This window comes from Clostridioides sp. LIBA-7602 (genome assembly GCF_056688945.1).
In genome coordinates this window covers 1,783,856-1,803,166 of sequence record NZ_CP196991.1, presented here as the reverse complement: position 1 = coordinate 1,803,166, position 19,311 = coordinate 1,783,856, and the positions used below count along the sequence as shown (strand labels likewise).

Here is a 19,311-nt window from a genome sequence, read left to right as displayed (position 1 = left end):
TTATAATCAACTCAACAAAGTTGTGTATAATCATTTTTTCAAATAAGAAGCATGAAATTCCAATAAAAATTTCTATACAATTAAGATATAGAAATGCTTATTTTACATAGTTTATTTTTAGTATTATATCTATTTACAAAAACGTTTTTATAGAAATCACTCTTTTTTTAGATACAGTTTATATTACTTTTAGTTATAAAACTCTGCTTAAAATTATATAATTGCGACAACCTATATATCTATATAATTCAATTATATTTAAAAATTATTCTTTTTGTCTAGTATAACTTTGTATTTTATTATATTTTGAATATATTTATATTATTATAATTCACATTATTATTTAAACTATAAAAAATCAGCCACTTTAAGTGGCTGATTAAATAGCAATAAATAAAACATGTTCATCGTAAATAATAGACTTATTTATTAACTGCTTGTGACGCATCATCTATCATTTTATTTAAAGAAGTTAGACCTCCATCATTTACATACCATGTTGGCGAATCTAAATATATTATGTTATCATTTTTATATGCATCCATAGATTTTATTACATCATTGTTTAAAACAGCTTTTGCTGTTGAGCCTGCTTTTACATCACTACCTGTAGCTATTCCTCTATCTATAACAAACATAACTTTTGGATTTTGTTTTGCTATATACTCAAAAGTAATGTTTTGACCATGACTTGATTCTTTTATATTTTTATCTTTATTTTCAAATCCAAAACTCTTGTATAATACACTAAATCTTGATTCTTCACCAAATACACTTAAATTACCTTCATTCACCATTAGCGTTAAAGCATTTAAGTTTTTTTCTGTTACTTTTTTATTTAGAGCCTCTATCTTTTTTTCAATTTTACTAAATTCTTGATTAGCTTTTTCTTCTACTCCAAATATTTTTCCTATTTTATCTATATTATTTTTAACAGAATCCAAATACTTCTTATCATCTTTACTTGTACTTATTGTTGGTGCTATTTTTGATAATTGCTCATAAAAATCTTCTTGTCTTCCATTTATTATAATTAAATCTGGATTTGCTGACTTTATACCTTCTAAATCTGGCTCTTTCAACCCTCCTAAATCTGCATACTTTTCATCCTTATATTTTTCTAAAGATGTTGGTAAGCTTGACTTTGGAAGCCCTACTAAATTCTCCCCTACACCTAATGCATCCATTGTATCTAGAGCTGAATAATCAAATACTACCACTTTCTTAGGGTTTAACTTTACATCTGTTTCTCCCAAGCTATGAGTTATCTTTATAGTATCATTTGAATTTTCTAATGTCTTAGGCTCATTTTTTTTACCTCCACCTAATGCAAATACTGTCACTAATCCTACTATGGCTACTGCGGCTACTATCGCTACTTTTTTATTCATGATGATATCTCCCTCTTTCTTGTTAATCTCTATTTTAATTTGAATTTATTATAAGGTTTATTTATTTTTATATATCATAATTTAGAAATAAATACAGATTCGATTTCCATTTATATGTTTAATATTAAAGCTCATTTCGTAAATATCTTCTAAAACTTTTTCATTGACTATCTCGTCTGTACGACCTACTTTCTCAATTTTTCCATTTTTTAATGCAACTATATTATCTGAATAACATGATGCAAAGTTTATATCGTGCATTACTAATACTATAGTCTTATCTAGGTCATCACAAAGACCTCTAAGCACTTTCATCATTTGAACTGAATGATTCATATCTAAATTATTAAGTGGTTCATCAAGCAATATGTACTCTGTATCTTGAGCTATTACCATTGCTATATAAGCTCTTTGTCTTTGTCCTCCACTCAATTCATCTAGATACTTATGTTGTATATCAGTCAATTTCATATATTCTATCGCTTCATCAATATACTTTTCATCCTCTTTAGTTAGGTTTCCTTCACTGTATGGAAACCTTCCAAATCCAACCAGTTCCCTTATTGTGAGTCTTAAAGTTATATTATTAGATTGTTTAAGAATAGCTATTTTTTTGGCTAATTCTTTGTTGCTGTAACTAGTTAAGCTCTTTCCTTCTATTATTACCTCTCCACTATCACCTCCTATAAGCCTTGTTACTATTGATAATACAGTACTTTTCCCAGCTCCATTTGGCCCTATAAAAGATGTTATTTTTCCCTTTTCTATATTAAAAGAGACATCCTCTACAACATTTTTATTCTTATATTTTTTAAATATATTTCTTATCTCTATCACCTATTTGCCCCCTTTAACAATAACTGAATAAAGTAAATTCCTCCTATAAAATTTATTACTACACTTAAAGTAGTATCAAATTTAAATACATGCTGTATAAAAAATTGACCAATTATTAATGTAATCATTCCTATCAACATGGAACCAAAAATTAAATATGTATGCTTATACGTTTTAAAAATTTCTCTAGTTATATTGGCAAGCAAAAGTCCTAAAAATGTCATTGGACCAATAAGTGCTGTTGATATTGAAACTAAAATTGCTATTAGTATTATCATCTTTTTAACTACTTTATCAAAATCTACACCTAAATTAATTGCCTGCTCTCTACCTAAAGATAATACATCCAAATACTTTATTTCGTCATATATAAAAGGTATTATGGCAATAATTATTATAAATGCTATTAAAAGTACATTAGTATTTATATTATTTAAACTTGCCATTATGCTAGTTTGTAAAGCTAGAAATTCATTTGGGTCTATCATTACTTGGATAAATGTTGTTGCACTTTTAAATAATGTTCCAAATATCATCCCTACTAGGACTAAAAAGAAAATATTATGTTTATTTTTCTCAAACAATGTCTTATATAATAACATTGAAGCTCCAATCATCATAGTAACATTAATAATAAAATTATAATTCTCATTAATAATTAAACTACTAGTTGAGCCAAATATGAATACTATTATAGTTTGAATCATTACATACAATGAATCCAATCCCAGTACACTTGGTGTCAATATTTGATTATTTGTAATTGTTTGAAACACTACAGTGGTAAATGCTATACATCCTCCACCTAATATCATAGCAAGTATCTTTGGTATCCTCTGTGATAGTGCATAATCTACATTATTCATGTCTATACCATAAATTATAAAAAGTGCTATTGATATTAATAATAATGTGCTAATAAAATAAATTTTTTGATTAAGACTAAGCTTCATTTATATTCCTCCTTAGTATTAAATAAAGGAATAGCATACTTCCTATAACTCCAACTGTAAGTCCTATAGATATTTCATATGGATAAATAACTATTCTTCCAAAAATATCACATATAAGCACAAATATAGCTCCAAATAAACCAGTATACCATATGTTCGCTCTTATATTATCTCCCATATATAAGGACACAATATTTGGAACTATTAGACCTATAAAAGGTATATTACCAGCTGTAACTACTACACATACTGTGACAAGTGCCACTATTACCAAACCTATATTAACAACTTTTTTATAGCTCAGACCTAAATTTGTTGCAAAATCCATACCCATACCAACAACAGTAAATTTGTTTGCATAAATATATGCTAATATTATAAGAGGTATTGTAATATATAATACTTCATAATTGCCTTTAAGTATCATAGAAAAATCGCCTTGCATCCAAGAACTTACATTTTGACTCAAATCATATTTATATGCAATAAAATCAGTCATAGAGCCTATTATATTTCCAAACATTATACCTACTAATGGCACGAATATTATATTTTTAAATTGCAACTTTCTTATTATTCTCATAAACATAAAAGTCCCTATAAGAGAAAATATAAATGCTATTATGGTCTTTGTAAAAATAGATGCAGTTGGTATTAAAAGCATACAGATTACTATACCAAATTGAGCTGCATCTATTGTAGCTCCTGTTGTAGGTGATACAAATTTATTTTTACTTATCTGTTGCATTATAAGACCCGCTATACTCATCCCTACACCTGCAATCAATATACTTATCAATCTTGGTATTCTACTCATGATAAATATCATAAGTTTATGCTGATTTTTTGCAAATATATGCATTATATTTATATCTTCGGCTCCTATAAATAAAGAAAAATAAGACAAAATTATTATTCCTATGACTAAATACCTTTTTTTCATTCTCCCTCCTCAAAAACTATTCTTCATTTAAAATGATAATTATTATCATTTTTTACTTTTATAGTTTATCAATAATAATTATCATTGTCAATATGTATATATATTTGTTTTTTACATAAAAAATGTTACTAGAATTGAAACTCCTAGTAACATTAAAATTTAATTTAATAAAATAAATTATAAATGCTAATTTAAATATGTAAGTATTCCCATTAAATATAATAAATATTTTGTAAATTTAAGTTATTTATTATATTATTTTAATATATTTCTAAAGAGTCTATAAAAATTACCACTAGAAATTAAATCTATATCTCTTTTTTTATAACCTCTATTTTCAAGTTCTATTATTATGTTATGTGCTGTATGTGTACTTTCAAGACCATCTACACTTGGGATACTGGCATTTTCAGTAAAAGAACCTATAGTCTCTACTCCTAAGTAATCACTAAAATCAAAACCAAAAGATACATGCTCTATACCTATGAGATTTACCATGTAATCTATATGGTCAACTAAGTGTATCAAATCTTGCTTCTTTGGATTACTATTAGTAAACCCTCTAAAACTATTTATTCCTACTAATCCACCTATCTTTGAAATTTCTTTTAATTGATTATCGGTAAGATTTCTTTTAGCATCACATAAGTTTCTTGCATTAGAATGAGAGGCTATTACTGGTTTACTTACAATAGACATCAAATCCCAAAATGACTTCTCATTTAAATGTGATACATCTACTATCATTCCCAATTCTTCCATCTTATTTACTGCTTTTTTCCCTATCTGAGTTAAACCTCTGTTTTTATCTCCTAAACAACCTGTAGCAAGTTCATTTTGCTCATTCCAAGTTAATGATGCATGTCTTGCACCGACATCCTTATAAAAATAATCTATCAAATCTATATTTTTTCCAATATGACTTAATCCTTCAATTCCAATTAAAATATTTATTTTATTTTCACTTATACCTTTGTTTATATCAGAATATCTTTTTACTATATTTACAATATCTTTCATATCTTCAATTTCATCTTTTATAGAGCTTATAATTTGTTTAACTCTTTTTTCAGGTTCTTTATCATATGGAGGGTCTATCCATATTACAAAAATAGCTCCTTCTATATTTGCTTTTTTAAAATTATCAAGATGAATTCTTCTAAATACATCTTTCTCCCCGTTGAGTCTTCTTATTGTTACATCTGCCCAAGTATCTGAATGTCCATCGAAAATCATAACAACCTCCAGTTAAATAAAAGTCTTTCTTAAAATAAACTTTTTAGTTCATATAGAATTATATTAAAATATTTCCTACTAAAAGGCCAAAATAATTGCCAACTATATATCCAAATGTTCCAACTATAAGTATTGGTCCTACTAGTTTAGACCATCCTTTTGATATTGCCATAGCTGCTGCTGTTGTAGGCCCACCAATGTTTGCATTAGATGCAAGAATAGCTTCTTCTAAAGTAAACTTAAATATTTTGGCAACTATAAATGTAACTAACATGTTTATCAGTACCATTATTCCACAATATAAAAGCAATAATGGTGATTTTTGGATTATTAATGTTATAGAAGCAGGAACACCTACTACCACAAAGAATATATAGATTAAAAATGTACCTATCTCTTGTGCTCCTTTTATATCACTAAAGAATTTAGGCATAAATGTAGCAAATAACATAGTCAAAGTAGTTATTATTAAATATTGATTACCAAATAGAGTATTTAACATTGCTAAAAAAGGATTTGATGTTGGTATTATAGCTTTAAACCAAGTTGATAATTCTACAGATACTGCAACGATTATAAAGGCACTACCAATAGCTATTGCTATATCTTTTAAAGATATTTCTTTTCTTCCCCAATAATTTGCTGCTATTGTTTCTCCTTCAGTTACATCCATACTTTCCATCTCATCTACATGTGGATGTTTAAAATGTTTTCTAAAAAATCCAATTGATGGGATAGCTATTAAAACAAAGAAATATAATGCCATTAAAAGATTGTCTGCTACAACTGTTGCTGATACCAATTCTCCAGGTGCATTAAATGCTCCTGACATGGCTGCGAAGTTTACATTTCCACCTATATAGGAACCTGTCATCATAGCTGCAACAACATTTAAATCTGGTACTGCATTTTTTAATAGTAAAAATCCAACCATAGCCCCAATCACAGTTCCGACAGAGCCTACAAGAAATATTACGAGTAATCTTCCACTTTCTTTCCATATCTTTTTAATGTTACATTGATATAACAGTAAAGCTATAGCTAAAGGAACAACATATCCCCATACTTGGTCATACACAACAGACTCTACTGGTATGATATTTAGATTTGATAGTAACATAGCTCCTACAAGAGCTATTATTGCTCCTGATATTTTCGATGCCCAATTGTACTTTTGTTCCAAATAAATACTAAATGCTGCCCATCCAGTTATAACTGCCCATAATACCCAAATATTATCAGGACTTACAAAACTCTTCATCTTAACTACCTCCATTTCATTAAATTAAAATATCTATATTAATATTCAATATATTGAATATTAATACTATTATAATTCATCTTTTCAGAAAATTCAATAAAACAGGGAAAATACATGTATAATAAAACTTTTTTTATTTTACTACTCTTTACAAATTATATGTTATAATCATGTCTGAGGGGGTTTGTATCTAATGAATATAGATGTCGGAAGCAAAATTAGAGCTCTTAGAAAATCTAAAAATATCAGTATATCTACTTTAGCAAAAAACTCAGATTTAAGTACGGGTTTAATAAGTCAAATTGAGCGAAATATGGTTGTTCCGTCAATTGTAGCAATGTGGAAAATATCAAAAGCTCTTGATATAAATATAGGTTATTTCTTTGATGAGATTGAAAAAGAAGACTCTAATATAATAGTAAAGAAAAACAATAGAAAAAAAATAGTAACTAATGATTCTACAAAATTTTATGAACTTCTTGTTCCTAATTTATCTGGCAAGAAAATAGAATTTTTACTTGTTACACTAGATGGTCATACAAAAAAAAGTAGTGAATTTGTAACGCATGAAGGCGAGGAATGTGGATATATAATAAAGGGAAAAATGAAGATAATACTTGGAAATAAGGAATATGTATTGGAAGAAGGAGATAGTTTTTATTTTAACAGTACCATTCCACATGTATATGAAAATTATGACGATGATATATGTATATCAGTCTGGGCAATGACTCCACCTTCATTTTAATATATTAAATTCTCACTTAAATATAAATTAATAAAAATCTGAAATAAATTAGTATGATAAATTTTATTCTAATTTATTTCAGATTTTTCTGGTTTATTAATTATATATATTTGTCATTATATATTAAGTAGACAACTTTCATCTAAAATATTAGATAGTATCTCTTCAGTTCCACTCATTCCATTAAAAGTACTTGATATAAATGAGTTTTCTGTTTCATTTTTATTTATATCACCATGCTTTAATACATATGCTTTATTTGAAATATTGAGCATACCATAGTCCATAACAGAGTCTCCAATTGCATAAAAAGACTCTATTCGTAATTCTTTAGTTAAGTATTTTATAGCATTTTCTTTTGAGATTTCTTTTGGTATAAAGTAGATTTTTCTACCACTCACATAGAACTTCCAATTTTTTGATTCCAATATATTTAGATATTCTTTGATTGAATCCAAATTAAATTTTGCAAAATCCACAACTATATAAAAAAATGTATTTTCTGCAACTTTAAAGTTAGTTATTCCTTCTATATCTAAATAATCTTTAAATTTTTCAATCATACTTTCAATAGGTTCATAATTAGATTTTAATTTATCTATTTCTTCACTCCACGATTTTAATATTTTATTATCTTTAAGTATAATTGCTCCATTTGAAGTTATACTAAAAGGAAAATGAATCCCATATTTATTAAATTCTATACGCCTAAATTGCTCCACTGTTCTAGTAGTTGTCGGTATAAACATACCATAATATTGTATTTGCTTTATTAGATTTATAGTATCTAAAGATATATAAGATATTTCTTTTTCTCTATAAATCTCTATATTAGTATATTCCTTATCAGTATCTAAAAATTTATCAGAGTAAATAATACTCCTGTCTAAATCTGAAAAAACAATCATTCAGTATTCTCCTGTCTAATATATTTTTTAAATATCTTTCATATTTTTTATTATTCCACAACATTTATAAGCCTTTAAGTTCATTTGTTCAACTTCAACATTTTTCTCTTTAGCTAATATAAGTATGTGGTCTAAAGATTTGTCATTTAAGTCTTTAACTAAAATCTTATATGGAACTCTTCTAAGTAAAACTCTTGTTGTTTCTCCAACACCTGGTTTGATAAAGTTAATGTCTGTTATACTGTACTTTTCCTTTATATTTAAAACATCAAAATATCCATCTTTTGTTATATTATCACTTTGCCATTTATCAACTTCATCAGATATGTTCTTAAATTGATTTTTAAAACATGCTTCTATAGTCTCTATATAATTTATAGATTCGTCTTTGTCTTTTAAATGTTTATAGAATTTAGCTCCGTGAAAATCATCTTTACCAATTAAATCTTCTCTTAATACAGTTCTGCTTATTAATCCAGAAACTGTTGAATTTAAACATGCACTTGGTATTAAGAAGTCTTCTCTAATTCCATAAAGTCCTGAATATCCAGCAGGGTCAGCTAATACAGCAAGAGTTGAGTCAAAAGGCTTTTTAAATTTAGCATTAAGCTCATCACATGCTTTTTCAAGTTCTTTTGATATAGTTCCCTTTCCAGTCCACCCATCTAAGAATTGAATTTCTGAGTTTGGATGATTCTTTACTATATATTCAATTGCATTCATATCTATTCCTTTATCTCTTATTATAGAGATTGTATAGTGAGGTAAATTTAGATTATACTTATTTTTTAGATATCTCTTTGCCAAAATACCAATAGGTGTACCTGCTCTAGCAAGTGAAACTAATACTACATCAGTCCCATTTTTTTTAATTATCTTTTCACACATAACACCTATGGAAAACGCAAGCTTATCTTTATTTTGTTCTAGTTTATCATGATATAAATTAAGATAATCTTCACTAACTTCATACTCTATTGGTATCATTTCTGAATAATGTCTACCATTTTGTATTTTTAATTCTCTCTCTTTATTTCCTTCTTCTTCAATTAAATTTGATATATCTTTTAATAAAAAGATAACATCATCCTTAGAATATGTGCTAAAATCTTCCATATGGCTCAACTCCTATCTTAAAACTGTGATATACTTTAATTCTCTTAAAGCATTTAGCTACAACATACTATAGTCAATTCTTTTATACTTGTACTTTTAATTATATCAATAAATTCCAGATAAGAATTTTCACTTTTATTTAACTCTACAAATAAATAACATTTAGAAAAATTATGCTTATCTATATTATAAATATAATTTTGAACATCTATATTATAAAAGCTCTTTAACTTAAACTTACTTCTAATAGGATAATTATTTTTTTCGATATCAATAATTGGACTTCTTGTTGTTGAATGATAGTATACATCACATTGATTCTCTTTTTCCTTCGCAAACAACATAGGTATATACATAAATTCTTCAGTACCCAAAAATAGAATCTTTTCATTTTCATTTTTTAAAGATTCTTTATTGTCCATAGTTATTTTTTTACTTTCTCTCTTTACAATTTCTTTTAATCTAGATTGTTCTCTTCTATTAATTCCAAATCTACCAGTATACTTAACATATTTCTTACTTCCAATATAATCTTCTAAATCAACATCAATATGATTCACTACTAAATTTACTTTATCATTTGAAATAGTATGTGATTCATCAATAGTATAATTATCATTGTAATTTGAAATAACATCTTCATTTATGTCAAATTTAAAGTTTCCTTTAAATAAATATACAAATTCTATCTTACAGTCTAGCTCTTTTTCCAAATTAGCAACTTTTCTTAAGTTATCATCACTCACCCAATTAAGTATTGAACATATAGTGTATTTCTTTTTAGGATAAATACTTTGAACCTTCTTAATTATATTCATACACGTATTAGCTGTGGTAATCTCATCATCGACTAATATTACTTCATCTCCAGCTTTAAAGTTACTAAGCATACCAAAGTATAGATTTTGGTCTGTTGCGTGAGAATGTTCTTCTAAAAATTCTAGATTCTCTAACTCATCAAATTGTTCTCTAGTAGTATGAATAAATTCATATTCTCCACATAAGTAATCAAAAACACTATGCCCAATAGCTGTACCAGTCTCAGCAAAAGCTATAACAGTTCCATTTGATGTTACTTTATTTTTTTCATTATAAATTGTGGCTATTAATTTTCCCAAATTGTCCATCTCACTTGGTTTACATGCTAGATGCTTACCAAGTTTTTTTGATATAAATAAAAAACGTCTTTTACTATTATTTCTTATTCCTATATCTAAAAAATCATTTAATTCTAAATTTAATGGATTGTCAATAATGTCAATTTCACAATTAAAATTTAAGCAATTCTTCATAGTCTACTCCTTTATTTAATACACCATATATTTTAGATAGAATCAATGTTTTTTTAGCCCATAAAAAATGTGGATTTGTTTCATTCATTCTCTCTCCTAATACACCCTTACTTACGCCATATTTACTATCTGTACTATTCGATATATCCAAGGCATCAGTAAAATCCTCATATGATATGGCAGATAGTGCTTGTACAATTTGAATTTGCATTGGATGAATTACTGTCTTTCCAATTAACCCATGAAATTTATCCAACAATATTTCTTCTACATACTTACTTCTTATCTCTTCATTCGTCATATCAAAAAACTCTGACACGCCTCCACTTATAGGTATATCTAGCTCTGGTCTTTGAAGATATGTGATTATATCTAGTATAAATGATGAACAAATCAAGTTGTTATATATAGAAAAGTTTTTGTCTCTTCTTATACCATACATACCCAATACGTCAGTTATACCTATTCTAATGCTAAGTATTCTTGACTTATATCTTAAAATAGTATTGTACAAACTATTAAAACTCAGTTCTTTACTTTCCTTATATATAAATTCTCTTGTCTCTATTATTGGAATAACATACATATCTTGAAGATTCATATAATTCAAGGCTTCTATGCAATTCTCTATTAACTCGGAATTTGCTTTAGGAATTAATATCCCTGTTATAGTATAACTATTTTTAACTATAATATCTTTAATCCTCAACAACTGCTCCACATCTTTTATTCTTACAAAAATTAATGGTATTCCATCTTTATTGATTATACTTTCATCACTAATATTTTTCAAAATTAATCTAAGATTTTCTATAGCCTCTAACTCTCCGTTTACTCCAACAGCATCTTCTAAGCAGATAGCTAATGGTCTAACTCCCTTGACATCTCCTATAATACTCTTATAAATCATATTATATTGAGTAGCTGGAACGTATAAAAAAGCACCTAGTGCATATTTCAACACATCTTTTTCAGTCTTAGCATTAAAATCTTCTGGCTCTTTCAAAAAAATTCTCTCCAAATCATCTTTGCAGATATAATCGAAATATTTCAATGTATGGCCTCCTCATATACATAGAAAGGGCCAACTTTATACAAATTAGCCCCTAATATACTACTTATTATAAATTATAGCTGTATTTAATTCTTCTAATCTCTTTGTATTATCCTTAATCAAAACTCTATTATTTTCTTCTATTCTCATAGTTTCATCTATACCACTCTTAATAGTAGTATACATTTTTTCTAATGTCTCTATTTGAACAGAGCTCGTTCCAGCCATTCTAGCTATTTGTGCACTTTGACTACTTACATTTTGAGCATTTCTAAGTAATAATTCATTAGTTTTATCATCAAGTGCTTTTAGAGATTTTGCTTGCAGTTCTTGTTTTTTAAGTAATATAGCTTGAGATAAACATTGTTTGAATACTGGTAAAGTTACAACGAATGCACTGTTTATTTTTCTAATTAAACCATAATTATTATGTTGCATACCTCTAAGCATAGGTATTGTCTGTATAGCTATATTTTCTGCTATTCTTAAATCATAGATTCTTTGATTTAACATATCATAAACTTTTAATAGCTCTTGATAATTAACAACATCCATTTGGTCTCCACTAGTTTCTGATTTTTGTTTAAAGAAAGGTAGTATTTCATTATCCATTTCTTCTAGTGCCATTTCTCCAGCAACAATATATTTTTGAAGTTCATTATAAAACTCAAAGTTCTCATTTAACATAGAGCCTATTTGCTTATTAGAAAGTGCTATATCTCTCTCATATTGCTCAAGCTCAATTTGGATTTTTTCAACTTCTCCTCCCAATGTTTCATACTTTTGAAACATCATTTCAATGGCATTATTAGCTTTTTTGAAAAGTTTTTGAACAAAATTTGGTTCCTTAGTTTCTTGAAAATCATCTAAATCAAACTTGTCCATTATTTTAGTTAAATGAACCAACATTTTAGAATTTTCTTCATTTCTATTTAATTTTATTGTGTTTAGAAGACTATCAGAAACCCTTGCTACTCCTTCAGATGCTTTTCTCCCAAATTGCAAAATTGTATCTGGATTTTCTACTTCTATAAGAGATGTCAATGCTTCAACTTCCTTAGACTTTCTCAGTTCATTTTTTTTATTATTTGTATATTCCATTATATCAAAATTTTCTTCTTGAACAACTGTAGGTAAATTGTCAGTAACCTCTACAGAATTCTTCTCTTTTGAAAAACTATTTATATTTATCCCCATCTAAAATCTTCTCCTCTTTCCAAAAATTTTTTTAAGTAAAGGTATATCATCTTCAAGTAAATTTAATCTAAGGTCATATACCATTTTATCTAATCTGTGTACATCAATCAATTGGTTATTTATAACATTCTCTATATTATTTTCCCCTCCTGGACATAAAATAATAATATCAAATCCAATTTTACTTAGTAAAAGCATAAGGAAAACTATTTCTTTATCAAATACTATACTCTTGTACATGTATATAATCAATTTTGGATTTATAAGAGAATAATCAAAATTATTCATCATATGAACAAGCTTCTTATCCATATGAAGTACTGTAAATAAACCTTTTATCTTGTCCTCTCCACTTAGACCAGTCAAAAACATATTTCCTTCTAATAGCTCTTCAACTTTTTCTAAAATCATAATTTGCTGATTTAATGTCAGTGTTGAAATGGAATAATCTTTATTATTTAATACAGAATTTTTATCTATAACACCTTTTGAATTCAGTAAAAAAGACAAACTAAAAGCTTCTCTTGTAAATTCTTTTGAAAATCTATCTATATCTCCATTAAATTCAATAAATGTTGAACTTTCCGAATCTCTTAATAAATCTAAAAACTTAATATATTCACTTTTATCATTATATATTCCATTAATCTTAGAAAGAAAATTTGGAGCTTCTACTGTGGTATCATTAAACTTAAATCCTGGTCTCAATTTTAATGGCTGATTCCAGTATATTGATATTTCATCAACAGTTGAACTTAAAAGTAAATTTTTTATTTTTCTATCTTGAAGTTGCCAGGGTTTTATAAATCCTGCATCATTTAATAATTCTTCACTTATACGTTTTGATGCTTCAGCCCCGACAGTAAAAGCTTTTTTTACAGAACCTTTGTCTATTTTTTCTCCTGAGATAACCCTTTCTTCAAAAGCAACTTTTTCTTCTATTATATTGGCTTCTTCAAACTCTATCTTGTATTTTTCTAGGTTTAAAACATTTATATTACTCTTTGAATTTGGGTTAAGATATAAAATATCAAAGCCTGCCAAGTACAATATTAAGAGTAAATAAACTTCATGTTTTTTTATATCTCCATAAAATATTACTTTTGGAGCCTCATTTTTATTTATATCTAAAGCACCGATATAGATTTTTATCCATGCCATTATTTTCACTATAAAATTTTGTTTAACTCTATCGTTTGTAAACTCTTTTTCTTCCTCTTTTAATACCCTATCTATAGCTTGCTTCAGCTTATAATCAATCTCATCGAACCCTAAAATATTTATATCTATGTCTTCCATGCTGTTTCTATATTTTTTAAGTCCATTTTTAAAATAATTTATAATATCAAAGTCACTAGGATTTGCTATAGCATCAGTAAATAAAGCAATATCTTTTTTGCTATCAATATTTTGTTTTGCCTTAAATATCTCAAGATTGTACAAAATCTCATCTTCTAAACCAATATATGAAATAAAATAACTTAAATATCCTTTTGAAGGAGTGTAATTTCCTCTATCTGATTGGCTGGAGAATATTTTTTCAAATACCTTTGAGTCACCCATAATTATCCTCCCAATTTAAATGTTTATTTAGAACTGACTCAAAATACACATTTTGAGTCAGTCCATTATCTTCTAAAAATTTATTTTAAGCAGTCTTCTTTGGTTTTACTAGTCTTATTATACATTTTACAACTTCATTGACTACAACCACACTTGCTGCTACACATAAAACTTTTACCCATGTCATAACATCCATAGCTACAGAGTTAAAGAAATCTTGGAATAGCTGAGTAAATATTACTTGTGCAATTCCTGTTAAAACTATTATTTGTAGTGCTAATTTGTTATGTGTAAAGTTTGGAAAAATACTATCTGCATTAAATTCTCTACAGTTAAATGCATTAAATAATGCACTAAATGCAAACAATGCAAACATTACAGTTCCTTTATGAGCTTCATCAACCCCTAAGAAGTTAAATGTAGATTGTAGCATTAGTATTGTTGTTATATAGATTGCATTTAATACTATTGTATACACCATTGATTTAGAAATTATATTGGCTTTTCTATCAACAGGCTTTCTATTTAATACATGGTTTCTAACAGGCTCTAGACCTAATGCTAGTGCTGGTGGACCATCCATAATTATGTTTACCCATAATAATTGTATTGTAGTAAATGGCATCTCTTGTCCCATAACCTGAGATATTATAGCCACTAAAAAGGCAATTACGTTTACTGTTAATTGGAATTGAACGAATCTTTGGAAGTTATCATAAATTCCTCTACCCCATTTAATACCTTTTACAATAGTACTAAAACTATCATCAGTTAAAATTATGTCTGCTGCATTTTTAGATACCTCTGTACCAGAGATACCCATTGCTATACCAACATCTGCCTTTGAAAGTGCTGGAGCATCATTTATACCATCACCTGTTACCGCAACAACATCTCCACTCTTCTGTAGAGCTGTAACTATTCTCATTTTACTATCCGGCTTACTTCTTGCAACGATTGAGATAGTTTGTATTTCTTGTTTTAACTCTTCATCATCTAAAGTATCTATATATGAGGCTTCAACTGCTCTCATATTTCCTTTTAATAAACCTAATTCTTCACCTATAGCTCTTGCTGTATTTATATTATCTCCTGTAAGCATTTTTACAGAAACACCAGCTTTTTTTGCCGTATTTACAGACTCTATAACATCTTTTCTAAGTGGGTCTCTTATACCCACAAAACCACTGAATACTAAATTACTTTCCATTGCACTCACATTCATAGCATCACTTTCAGCAGTTACTGCTGCTTCTTCTTCAGCTTGTGAGATTTCTTTATATGCAAACCCTAAAGTTCTCATTGATTTTATTTGTAATTTTTTTATTTCTTCTAAAATCTCATGTTTTATATTTTCAGTTATTGGAACTATGTCTTTTCCTCTTTGGATATGTGAACATAGCTCAAGTAAAACTTCTGGTGCTCCTTTTGATAATAGTACATGATGATTATCTTGACCCATAATAGAAGTCATTCTTTTTGAGTCAGAAGTAAAAGGATTTTGAGCTACTATATTACAATCTTTTCTAAATTGTCTATAATCTACGTTTTTGTAGTATAAAAGTAATGCACATTCAGTAGCACTTCCCAAATACTTAACTTCACCATCATTATGCTCTATATCAGCTGTAGAGTTTATCATACAGTTTTCTTCAAAATAACTATTTATTTCTTCTTCTGAACTTTCAATATATCTTCCATCAATATATGCAACTTCTACAGTCATTCTATTTTCAGTTAGTGTACCAGTTTTATCTGAACATATTACAGAAACAGAACCTATAGTTTCACAAGCTTCTTTTTTAGTAACTAAGGCATTTATTTTAGCCATTTTTTGCATTGTTATTGCAAGTGTCATATTTATCATAGTTGGAAGACCTTCTGGTACTGCTGCAACTATCAACGCAACACATACTGTAAATGCTGTTTTTACAGGGTCTATTGATTCTAAAAATGGTAATATTCCAGACATATCTACATTTAATACATTCTTACTTACCATTTGGAAAACCATAAATATAAATAATAATCCTGCTACTGCACTAGAAACTTTAGCTATCAATCCACCTAAATTTCCAAGCTTTATTTGAAGTGGAGTTTGCTCATCTGTATCTGACAGATTTTGAGCTATTTTACCCATTTCACTACTATCTCCAATTGAAGTTACAACTAGAGTTCCTCTACCATAAGCGACAAGTGTACCACCAAATACCATATTTATTTGTTTTGCAGGTATTGGCTCTTGTACTACTAATGCACCTTTAGATTCTATTTCTTCCATAGAAACTATTACATCACTCTTTTTAGATACATCATCAGATTCTCCAGTTAACATATCTTCTCTAACTTTAAGATTTATAGTTTCTATAAGTCTACCATCAGCAGGTACCATGTCACCAGTTTCAACATATACTATATCTCCTGGTACCAATTCACTTTTAGAAATTTGATGTACTTCTCCATCTCTCAATACTTTAACTTCTATATTTTCAGTCAACTTAGAAAGAGCATCTGCTGCTTTCTTAGAACGACCCTCTGTAATCATACCTATTGCTATACCTATTGCTATAGCTCCTACAATCCCTATTGCATCATGAGTTTCTCCAATTACTGCACTTACTACTGCTGCAATAATCAAAATAACTATCATTGGTTCACTTAAACTATCTTTTAAATCATCCCAAAAGCTTCCTTCTTCTTTTGGTGTAAACTCATTTAAACCATACTTTTCTCTTCTCGCTTTGACTTCCGATTCTGATAAACCTTTTTCAGGGTTAACAGATAAGTCTTCTGTTACCTCTTCTTTATCTACATTATAATATTTGATATCATTATTAAATTCCATATGCACACTCAATCCTGTCTAAATTTTGCATTACTTCCTTAAGGCCCGCATCCTTTGTTCCTTCACCTATTGCTTTAAATTGCCAACTTCCATCTTTTCTATATATAGCTCCTACTATAAGAGTAGTTTTTTCAGAATAATTATTAGATAGATTATATTTAGCTATCTCTTTCTTATTACTTTGGTCTTCAACTCTTATATAGGCATTTTCTATCATACCAAAGTGTTGTTTTCTATCCACACAATTATATATGTTTACTACAAATAATAATTTGTGAATATTTGCTGGAACTTTATCCAAATTAACTAGGATTTGTTCATCATCACCTGTACCCTCACCAGTTAAGTTGTCTCCTGTATGTAACACTGACTTACAGGCACTTTTTAGATTTCCAAAATAAATCAAATCTTTTATTCCACTCAATTTTCCTTCTTGATTAAGCATAAATACAGACGCATCACAATCTATATCAGCTTGTCCTCCACCAAATAGAGATTTAAAAAATCCTCCACCTGTTTGTTGCACAGGGTCCCATCCTAATCCTACGAGTATATTACTCAGTCCAGGGTTCGATTTTTTTAAATCTATTTTATCACCCTTTGATAAATTAATCGACATACTAAACCTCCACAAAATTTTATATAATATAACCTATACATTATTTGTATAGGTTATTTATATTTAATATATTATATTACTCAAATTAAACATTTAATCCATAGTTTCTACAAAGTGCTTCTAAACCACCTTCGAATCCTGCTCCAACTGCATTAAACTTCCATTCTCCATTATACTTATATATCTCACATACTGTAATTGCAGTTTCTATACTAAATTCTTCACCTAAGTCATATCTTAATATTTCTTCGTCATTTTCAGAATTTAAAACTCTTATATATGAGTTACTTACTTGTCCAAAATTTTGTCTTCTTTCAGCGGCTTCATATATTGTAACTGTTACAGCTATCTTTTGAATATGCTTTGGCATTACATCTAAATTTACTAATATCTCCTCATCATCTCCATCGCCTTCACCAGTTCTATTGTCACCTAAGTGTTCTACTGCTCCAGAGATATGTTTTAAGTTATTATAGAATATAAAATCTTCATCTTTTTCAACCCTTTGAGATTCTCCTACCATGAAAACACTTACATCTAAGTCATAATCATATCCACTATCAAATGAATTTGTATCCCAACCTAGTCCAAGTTTTATATTTTTAAGACCTGGATTTCCTTTAGTTAAATCAATTTTTTGTCCTTTTTTTAATACTATAGCCATGGAAAATACCCCCTCTAGTTTATTATTATATTGAAATTATAAGTTTATTCCAAAGTTTCCACATAGTGCAGCAAGACCACCTTCAAAACCAGAGCCTAGTGCATTAAACTTCCATTCTCCATTGTGCTTATATATTTCGGATACTACTATAGCTGTTTCTATACTAAAATCTTCTCCTAGTTCATACTTTATTAGTTCTTCATTCGTATCTTTATCTACTATTCTTATATAAGAATTACTTACTTGTCCAAAATTCTGTCTTCTTTCTGTTGCATCATGAATTGTAACTGTAAAAGAAATCTTGCTTATTTCTGCAGGAATCTTAGATAAATCAACAACTATTTGTTCATCATCTCCATCACCTTCACCAGTTCTGTTATCTCCTAGATGTTCAACTGCTCCAGATGTATGTTTTAAATTATTGTAAAATACAAAATCTCCATCATTAGTAACGCTTCCACTTGCTCCTGTTAAAAATGCTGCTGTATCTAAATCAAAGTCAAATCCACCATCATACTTGTTAGTATCCCATCCTAAACCTACTAAAATATTTTTAAGGCCTGGATTTCCTTTAGTTAAATCAACCTTTTGGCCTTTTGATAATGTTATACCCATAATTTATCGCTCCCTTGTTAATTTTAGCTAAACAAATCTTGCTAATTATTTATCTTTTTCTTTAATCAT

Annotated in this window: 17 protein-coding genes; 1 reads left to right on the top strand and 16 read right to left on the bottom strand. The window is 28.0% G+C overall.

Annotated elements, in window-relative coordinates:
* Positions 1-422: 422 nt before the first annotated feature.
* The 6 genes from ACTG45_RS08595 to ACTG45_RS08570 all read right to left on the bottom strand — a co-directional run bounded on the left by ACTG45_RS08595 (position 423) and on the right by ACTG45_RS08570 (position 6,621).
* Positions 423-1,391, bottom strand: a complete 969-nt coding sequence (locus ACTG45_RS08595) for a siderophore ABC transporter substrate-binding protein (protein ID WP_479920170.1) — start codon at positions 1,389-1,391, stop codon at positions 423-425.
* An 81-nt stretch (positions 1,392-1,472) separates the two neighbouring features.
* On the bottom strand, positions 1,473-2,228 hold the full coding sequence (locus ACTG45_RS08590) for an iron ABC transporter ATP-binding protein (RefSeq protein WP_021384418.1): 756 nt from the start codon (positions 2,226-2,228) through the stop codon (positions 1,473-1,475).
* On the bottom strand, positions 2,225-3,181 hold the full coding sequence (locus ACTG45_RS08585) for an iron chelate uptake ABC transporter family permease subunit (RefSeq protein WP_021384417.1): 957 nt from the start codon (positions 3,179-3,181) through the stop codon (positions 2,225-2,227). Before ACTG45_RS08585 ends, ACTG45_RS08590 begins: the two co-directional genes overlap by 4 nt.
* A complete protein-coding gene (locus ACTG45_RS08580) occupies positions 3,171-4,124 on the bottom strand; it encodes an ABC transporter permease (protein ID WP_479920169.1) in 954 nt (317 codons plus the stop codon). Before ACTG45_RS08580 ends, ACTG45_RS08585 begins: the two co-directional genes overlap by 11 nt.
* A 255-nt stretch (positions 4,125-4,379) precedes the next feature.
* A complete protein-coding gene (locus ACTG45_RS08575; RefSeq protein WP_479920168.1) occupies positions 4,380-5,360 on the bottom strand; it encodes a dipeptidase in 981 nt (326 codons plus the stop codon).
* Positions 5,361-5,418: 58 nt separating this feature from the next.
* Positions 5,419-6,621 (bottom strand): DUF819 family protein, encoded by a 1,203-nt coding sequence (locus tag ACTG45_RS08570; RefSeq protein WP_021384389.1) that lies wholly within the window; start codon positions 6,619-6,621, stop codon positions 5,419-5,421.
* Between the two features lie 193 nt (positions 6,622-6,814).
* Here ACTG45_RS08570 and ACTG45_RS08565 point away from each other — a divergent pair, with 193 nt between their 5' ends.
* Complete coding sequence (locus ACTG45_RS08565) at positions 6,815-7,369, top strand: cupin domain-containing protein (RefSeq protein ID WP_021384394.1); 555 nt, start codon at positions 6,815-6,817, stop codon at positions 7,367-7,369.
* A 116-nt stretch (positions 7,370-7,485) separates the two neighbouring features.
* Here ACTG45_RS08565 and ACTG45_RS08560 read toward each other — a convergent pair whose 3' ends face one another.
* The 10 genes from ACTG45_RS08560 to ACTG45_RS08515 form a co-directional block, all read right to left on the bottom strand.
* On the bottom strand, positions 7,486-8,277 hold the full coding sequence (locus ACTG45_RS08560) for an HAD family hydrolase (RefSeq protein WP_021384398.1): 792 nt from the start codon (positions 8,275-8,277) through the stop codon (positions 7,486-7,488).
* A 27-nt stretch (positions 8,278-8,304) separates the two neighbouring features.
* Positions 8,305-9,393, bottom strand: a complete 1,089-nt coding sequence (locus ACTG45_RS08555; protein WP_479920167.1) for a cysteine protease StiP family protein — start codon at positions 9,391-9,393, stop codon at positions 8,305-8,307.
* 53 nt (positions 9,394-9,446) lie between these two features.
* A complete protein-coding gene (locus ACTG45_RS08550) occupies positions 9,447-10,685 on the bottom strand; it encodes a phosphoribosyltransferase family protein (protein WP_479920166.1) in 1,239 nt (412 codons plus the stop codon).
* On the bottom strand, positions 10,663-11,739 hold the full coding sequence (locus ACTG45_RS08545; protein ID WP_479920165.1) for an HpcH/HpaI aldolase/citrate lyase family protein: 1,077 nt from the start codon (positions 11,737-11,739) through the stop codon (positions 10,663-10,665). Before ACTG45_RS08545 ends, ACTG45_RS08550 begins: the two co-directional genes overlap by 23 nt.
* A 60-nt stretch (positions 11,740-11,799) precedes the next feature.
* The gene (locus ACTG45_RS08540) at positions 11,800-12,936 is read right to left on the bottom strand and encodes a toxic anion resistance protein (protein ID WP_479918618.1); all 1,137 of its coding nucleotides are present in this window, start codon (positions 12,934-12,936) and stop codon (positions 11,800-11,802) included.
* Positions 12,937-14,499 carry a YceG family protein gene (locus ACTG45_RS08535; RefSeq protein ID WP_479918617.1) on the bottom strand — a complete coding sequence of 521 codons (1,563 nt, stop codon included), beginning with the start codon at positions 14,497-14,499 and terminating at the stop codon, positions 12,937-12,939.
* 85 nt (positions 14,500-14,584) lie between these two features.
* On the bottom strand, positions 14,585-17,344 hold the full coding sequence (locus ACTG45_RS08530) for a calcium-translocating P-type ATPase, PMCA-type (RefSeq protein WP_479920164.1): 2,760 nt from the start codon (positions 17,342-17,344) through the stop codon (positions 14,585-14,587).
* The gene (locus ACTG45_RS08525; protein WP_021384403.1) at positions 17,334-17,963 is read right to left on the bottom strand and encodes a TerD family protein; all 630 of its coding nucleotides are present in this window, start codon (positions 17,961-17,963) and stop codon (positions 17,334-17,336) included. Before ACTG45_RS08525 ends, ACTG45_RS08530 begins: the two co-directional genes overlap by 11 nt.
* Before the next feature lie 85 nt (positions 17,964-18,048).
* On the bottom strand, positions 18,049-18,627 hold the full coding sequence (locus ACTG45_RS08520) for a TerD family protein (protein ID WP_021384408.1): 579 nt from the start codon (positions 18,625-18,627) through the stop codon (positions 18,049-18,051).
* A gap of 36 nt (positions 18,628-18,663) precedes the next feature.
* Positions 18,664-19,242: a TerD family protein gene (locus ACTG45_RS08515; protein ID WP_021384392.1), complete on the bottom strand. Its 579-nt coding sequence runs from the start codon at positions 19,240-19,242 to the stop codon at positions 18,664-18,666.
* Positions 19,243-19,311 lie beyond the last annotated feature (69 nt).

What these genes read in the sequence shown, in the direction of transcription:
- ACTG45_RS08530 (WP_479920164.1), bottom strand. Translation starts at nt 17,344, where the DNA reads ATGGAATTTAATAATGATATCAAATATTATAATGTAGATAAAGAAGAG.
- ACTG45_RS08585 (WP_021384417.1), bottom strand. Translation starts at nt 3,181, where the DNA reads ATGAAGCTTAGTCTTAATCAAAAAATTTATTTTATTAGCACATTATTA.
- ACTG45_RS08515 (WP_021384392.1), bottom strand. Translation starts at nt 19,242, where the DNA reads ATGGGTATAACATTATCAAAAGGCCAAAAGGTTGATTTAACTAAAGGA.
- ACTG45_RS08575 (WP_479920168.1), bottom strand. Translation starts at nt 5,360, where the DNA reads ATGATTTTCGATGGACATTCAGATACTTGGGCAGATGTAACAATAAGA.
- ACTG45_RS08595 (WP_479920170.1), bottom strand. Translation starts at nt 1,391, where the DNA reads ATGAATAAAAAAGTAGCGATAGTAGCCGCAGTAGCCATAGTAGGATTA.
- ACTG45_RS08580 (WP_479920169.1), bottom strand. Translation starts at nt 4,124, where the DNA reads ATGAAAAAAAGGTATTTAGTCATAGGAATAATAATTTTGTCTTATTTT.
- ACTG45_RS08525 (WP_021384403.1), bottom strand. Translation starts at nt 17,963, where the DNA reads ATGTCGATTAATTTATCAAAGGGTGATAAAATAGATTTAAAAAAATCG.
- ACTG45_RS08560 (WP_021384398.1), bottom strand. Translation starts at nt 8,277, where the DNA reads ATGATTGTTTTTTCAGATTTAGACAGGAGTATTATTTACTCTGATAAA.
- ACTG45_RS08540 (WP_479918618.1), bottom strand. Translation starts at nt 12,936, where the DNA reads ATGGGGATAAATATAAATAGTTTTTCAAAAGAGAAGAATTCTGTAGAG.
- ACTG45_RS08570 (WP_021384389.1), bottom strand. Translation starts at nt 6,621, where the DNA reads ATGAAGAGTTTTGTAAGTCCTGATAATATTTGGGTATTATGGGCAGTT.
- ACTG45_RS08535 (WP_479918617.1), bottom strand. Translation starts at nt 14,499, where the DNA reads ATGGGTGACTCAAAGGTATTTGAAAAAATATTCTCCAGCCAATCAGAT.
- ACTG45_RS08555 (WP_479920167.1), bottom strand. Translation starts at nt 9,393, where the DNA reads ATGGAAGATTTTAGCACATATTCTAAGGATGATGTTATCTTTTTATTA.
- ACTG45_RS08565 (WP_021384394.1), top strand. Translation starts at nt 6,815, where the DNA reads ATGAATATAGATGTCGGAAGCAAAATTAGAGCTCTTAGAAAATCTAAA.
- ACTG45_RS08550 (WP_479920166.1), bottom strand. Translation starts at nt 10,685, where the DNA reads ATGAAGAATTGCTTAAATTTTAATTGTGAAATTGACATTATTGACAAT.
- ACTG45_RS08520 (WP_021384408.1), bottom strand. Translation starts at nt 18,627, where the DNA reads ATGGCTATAGTATTAAAAAAAGGACAAAAAATTGATTTAACTAAAGGA.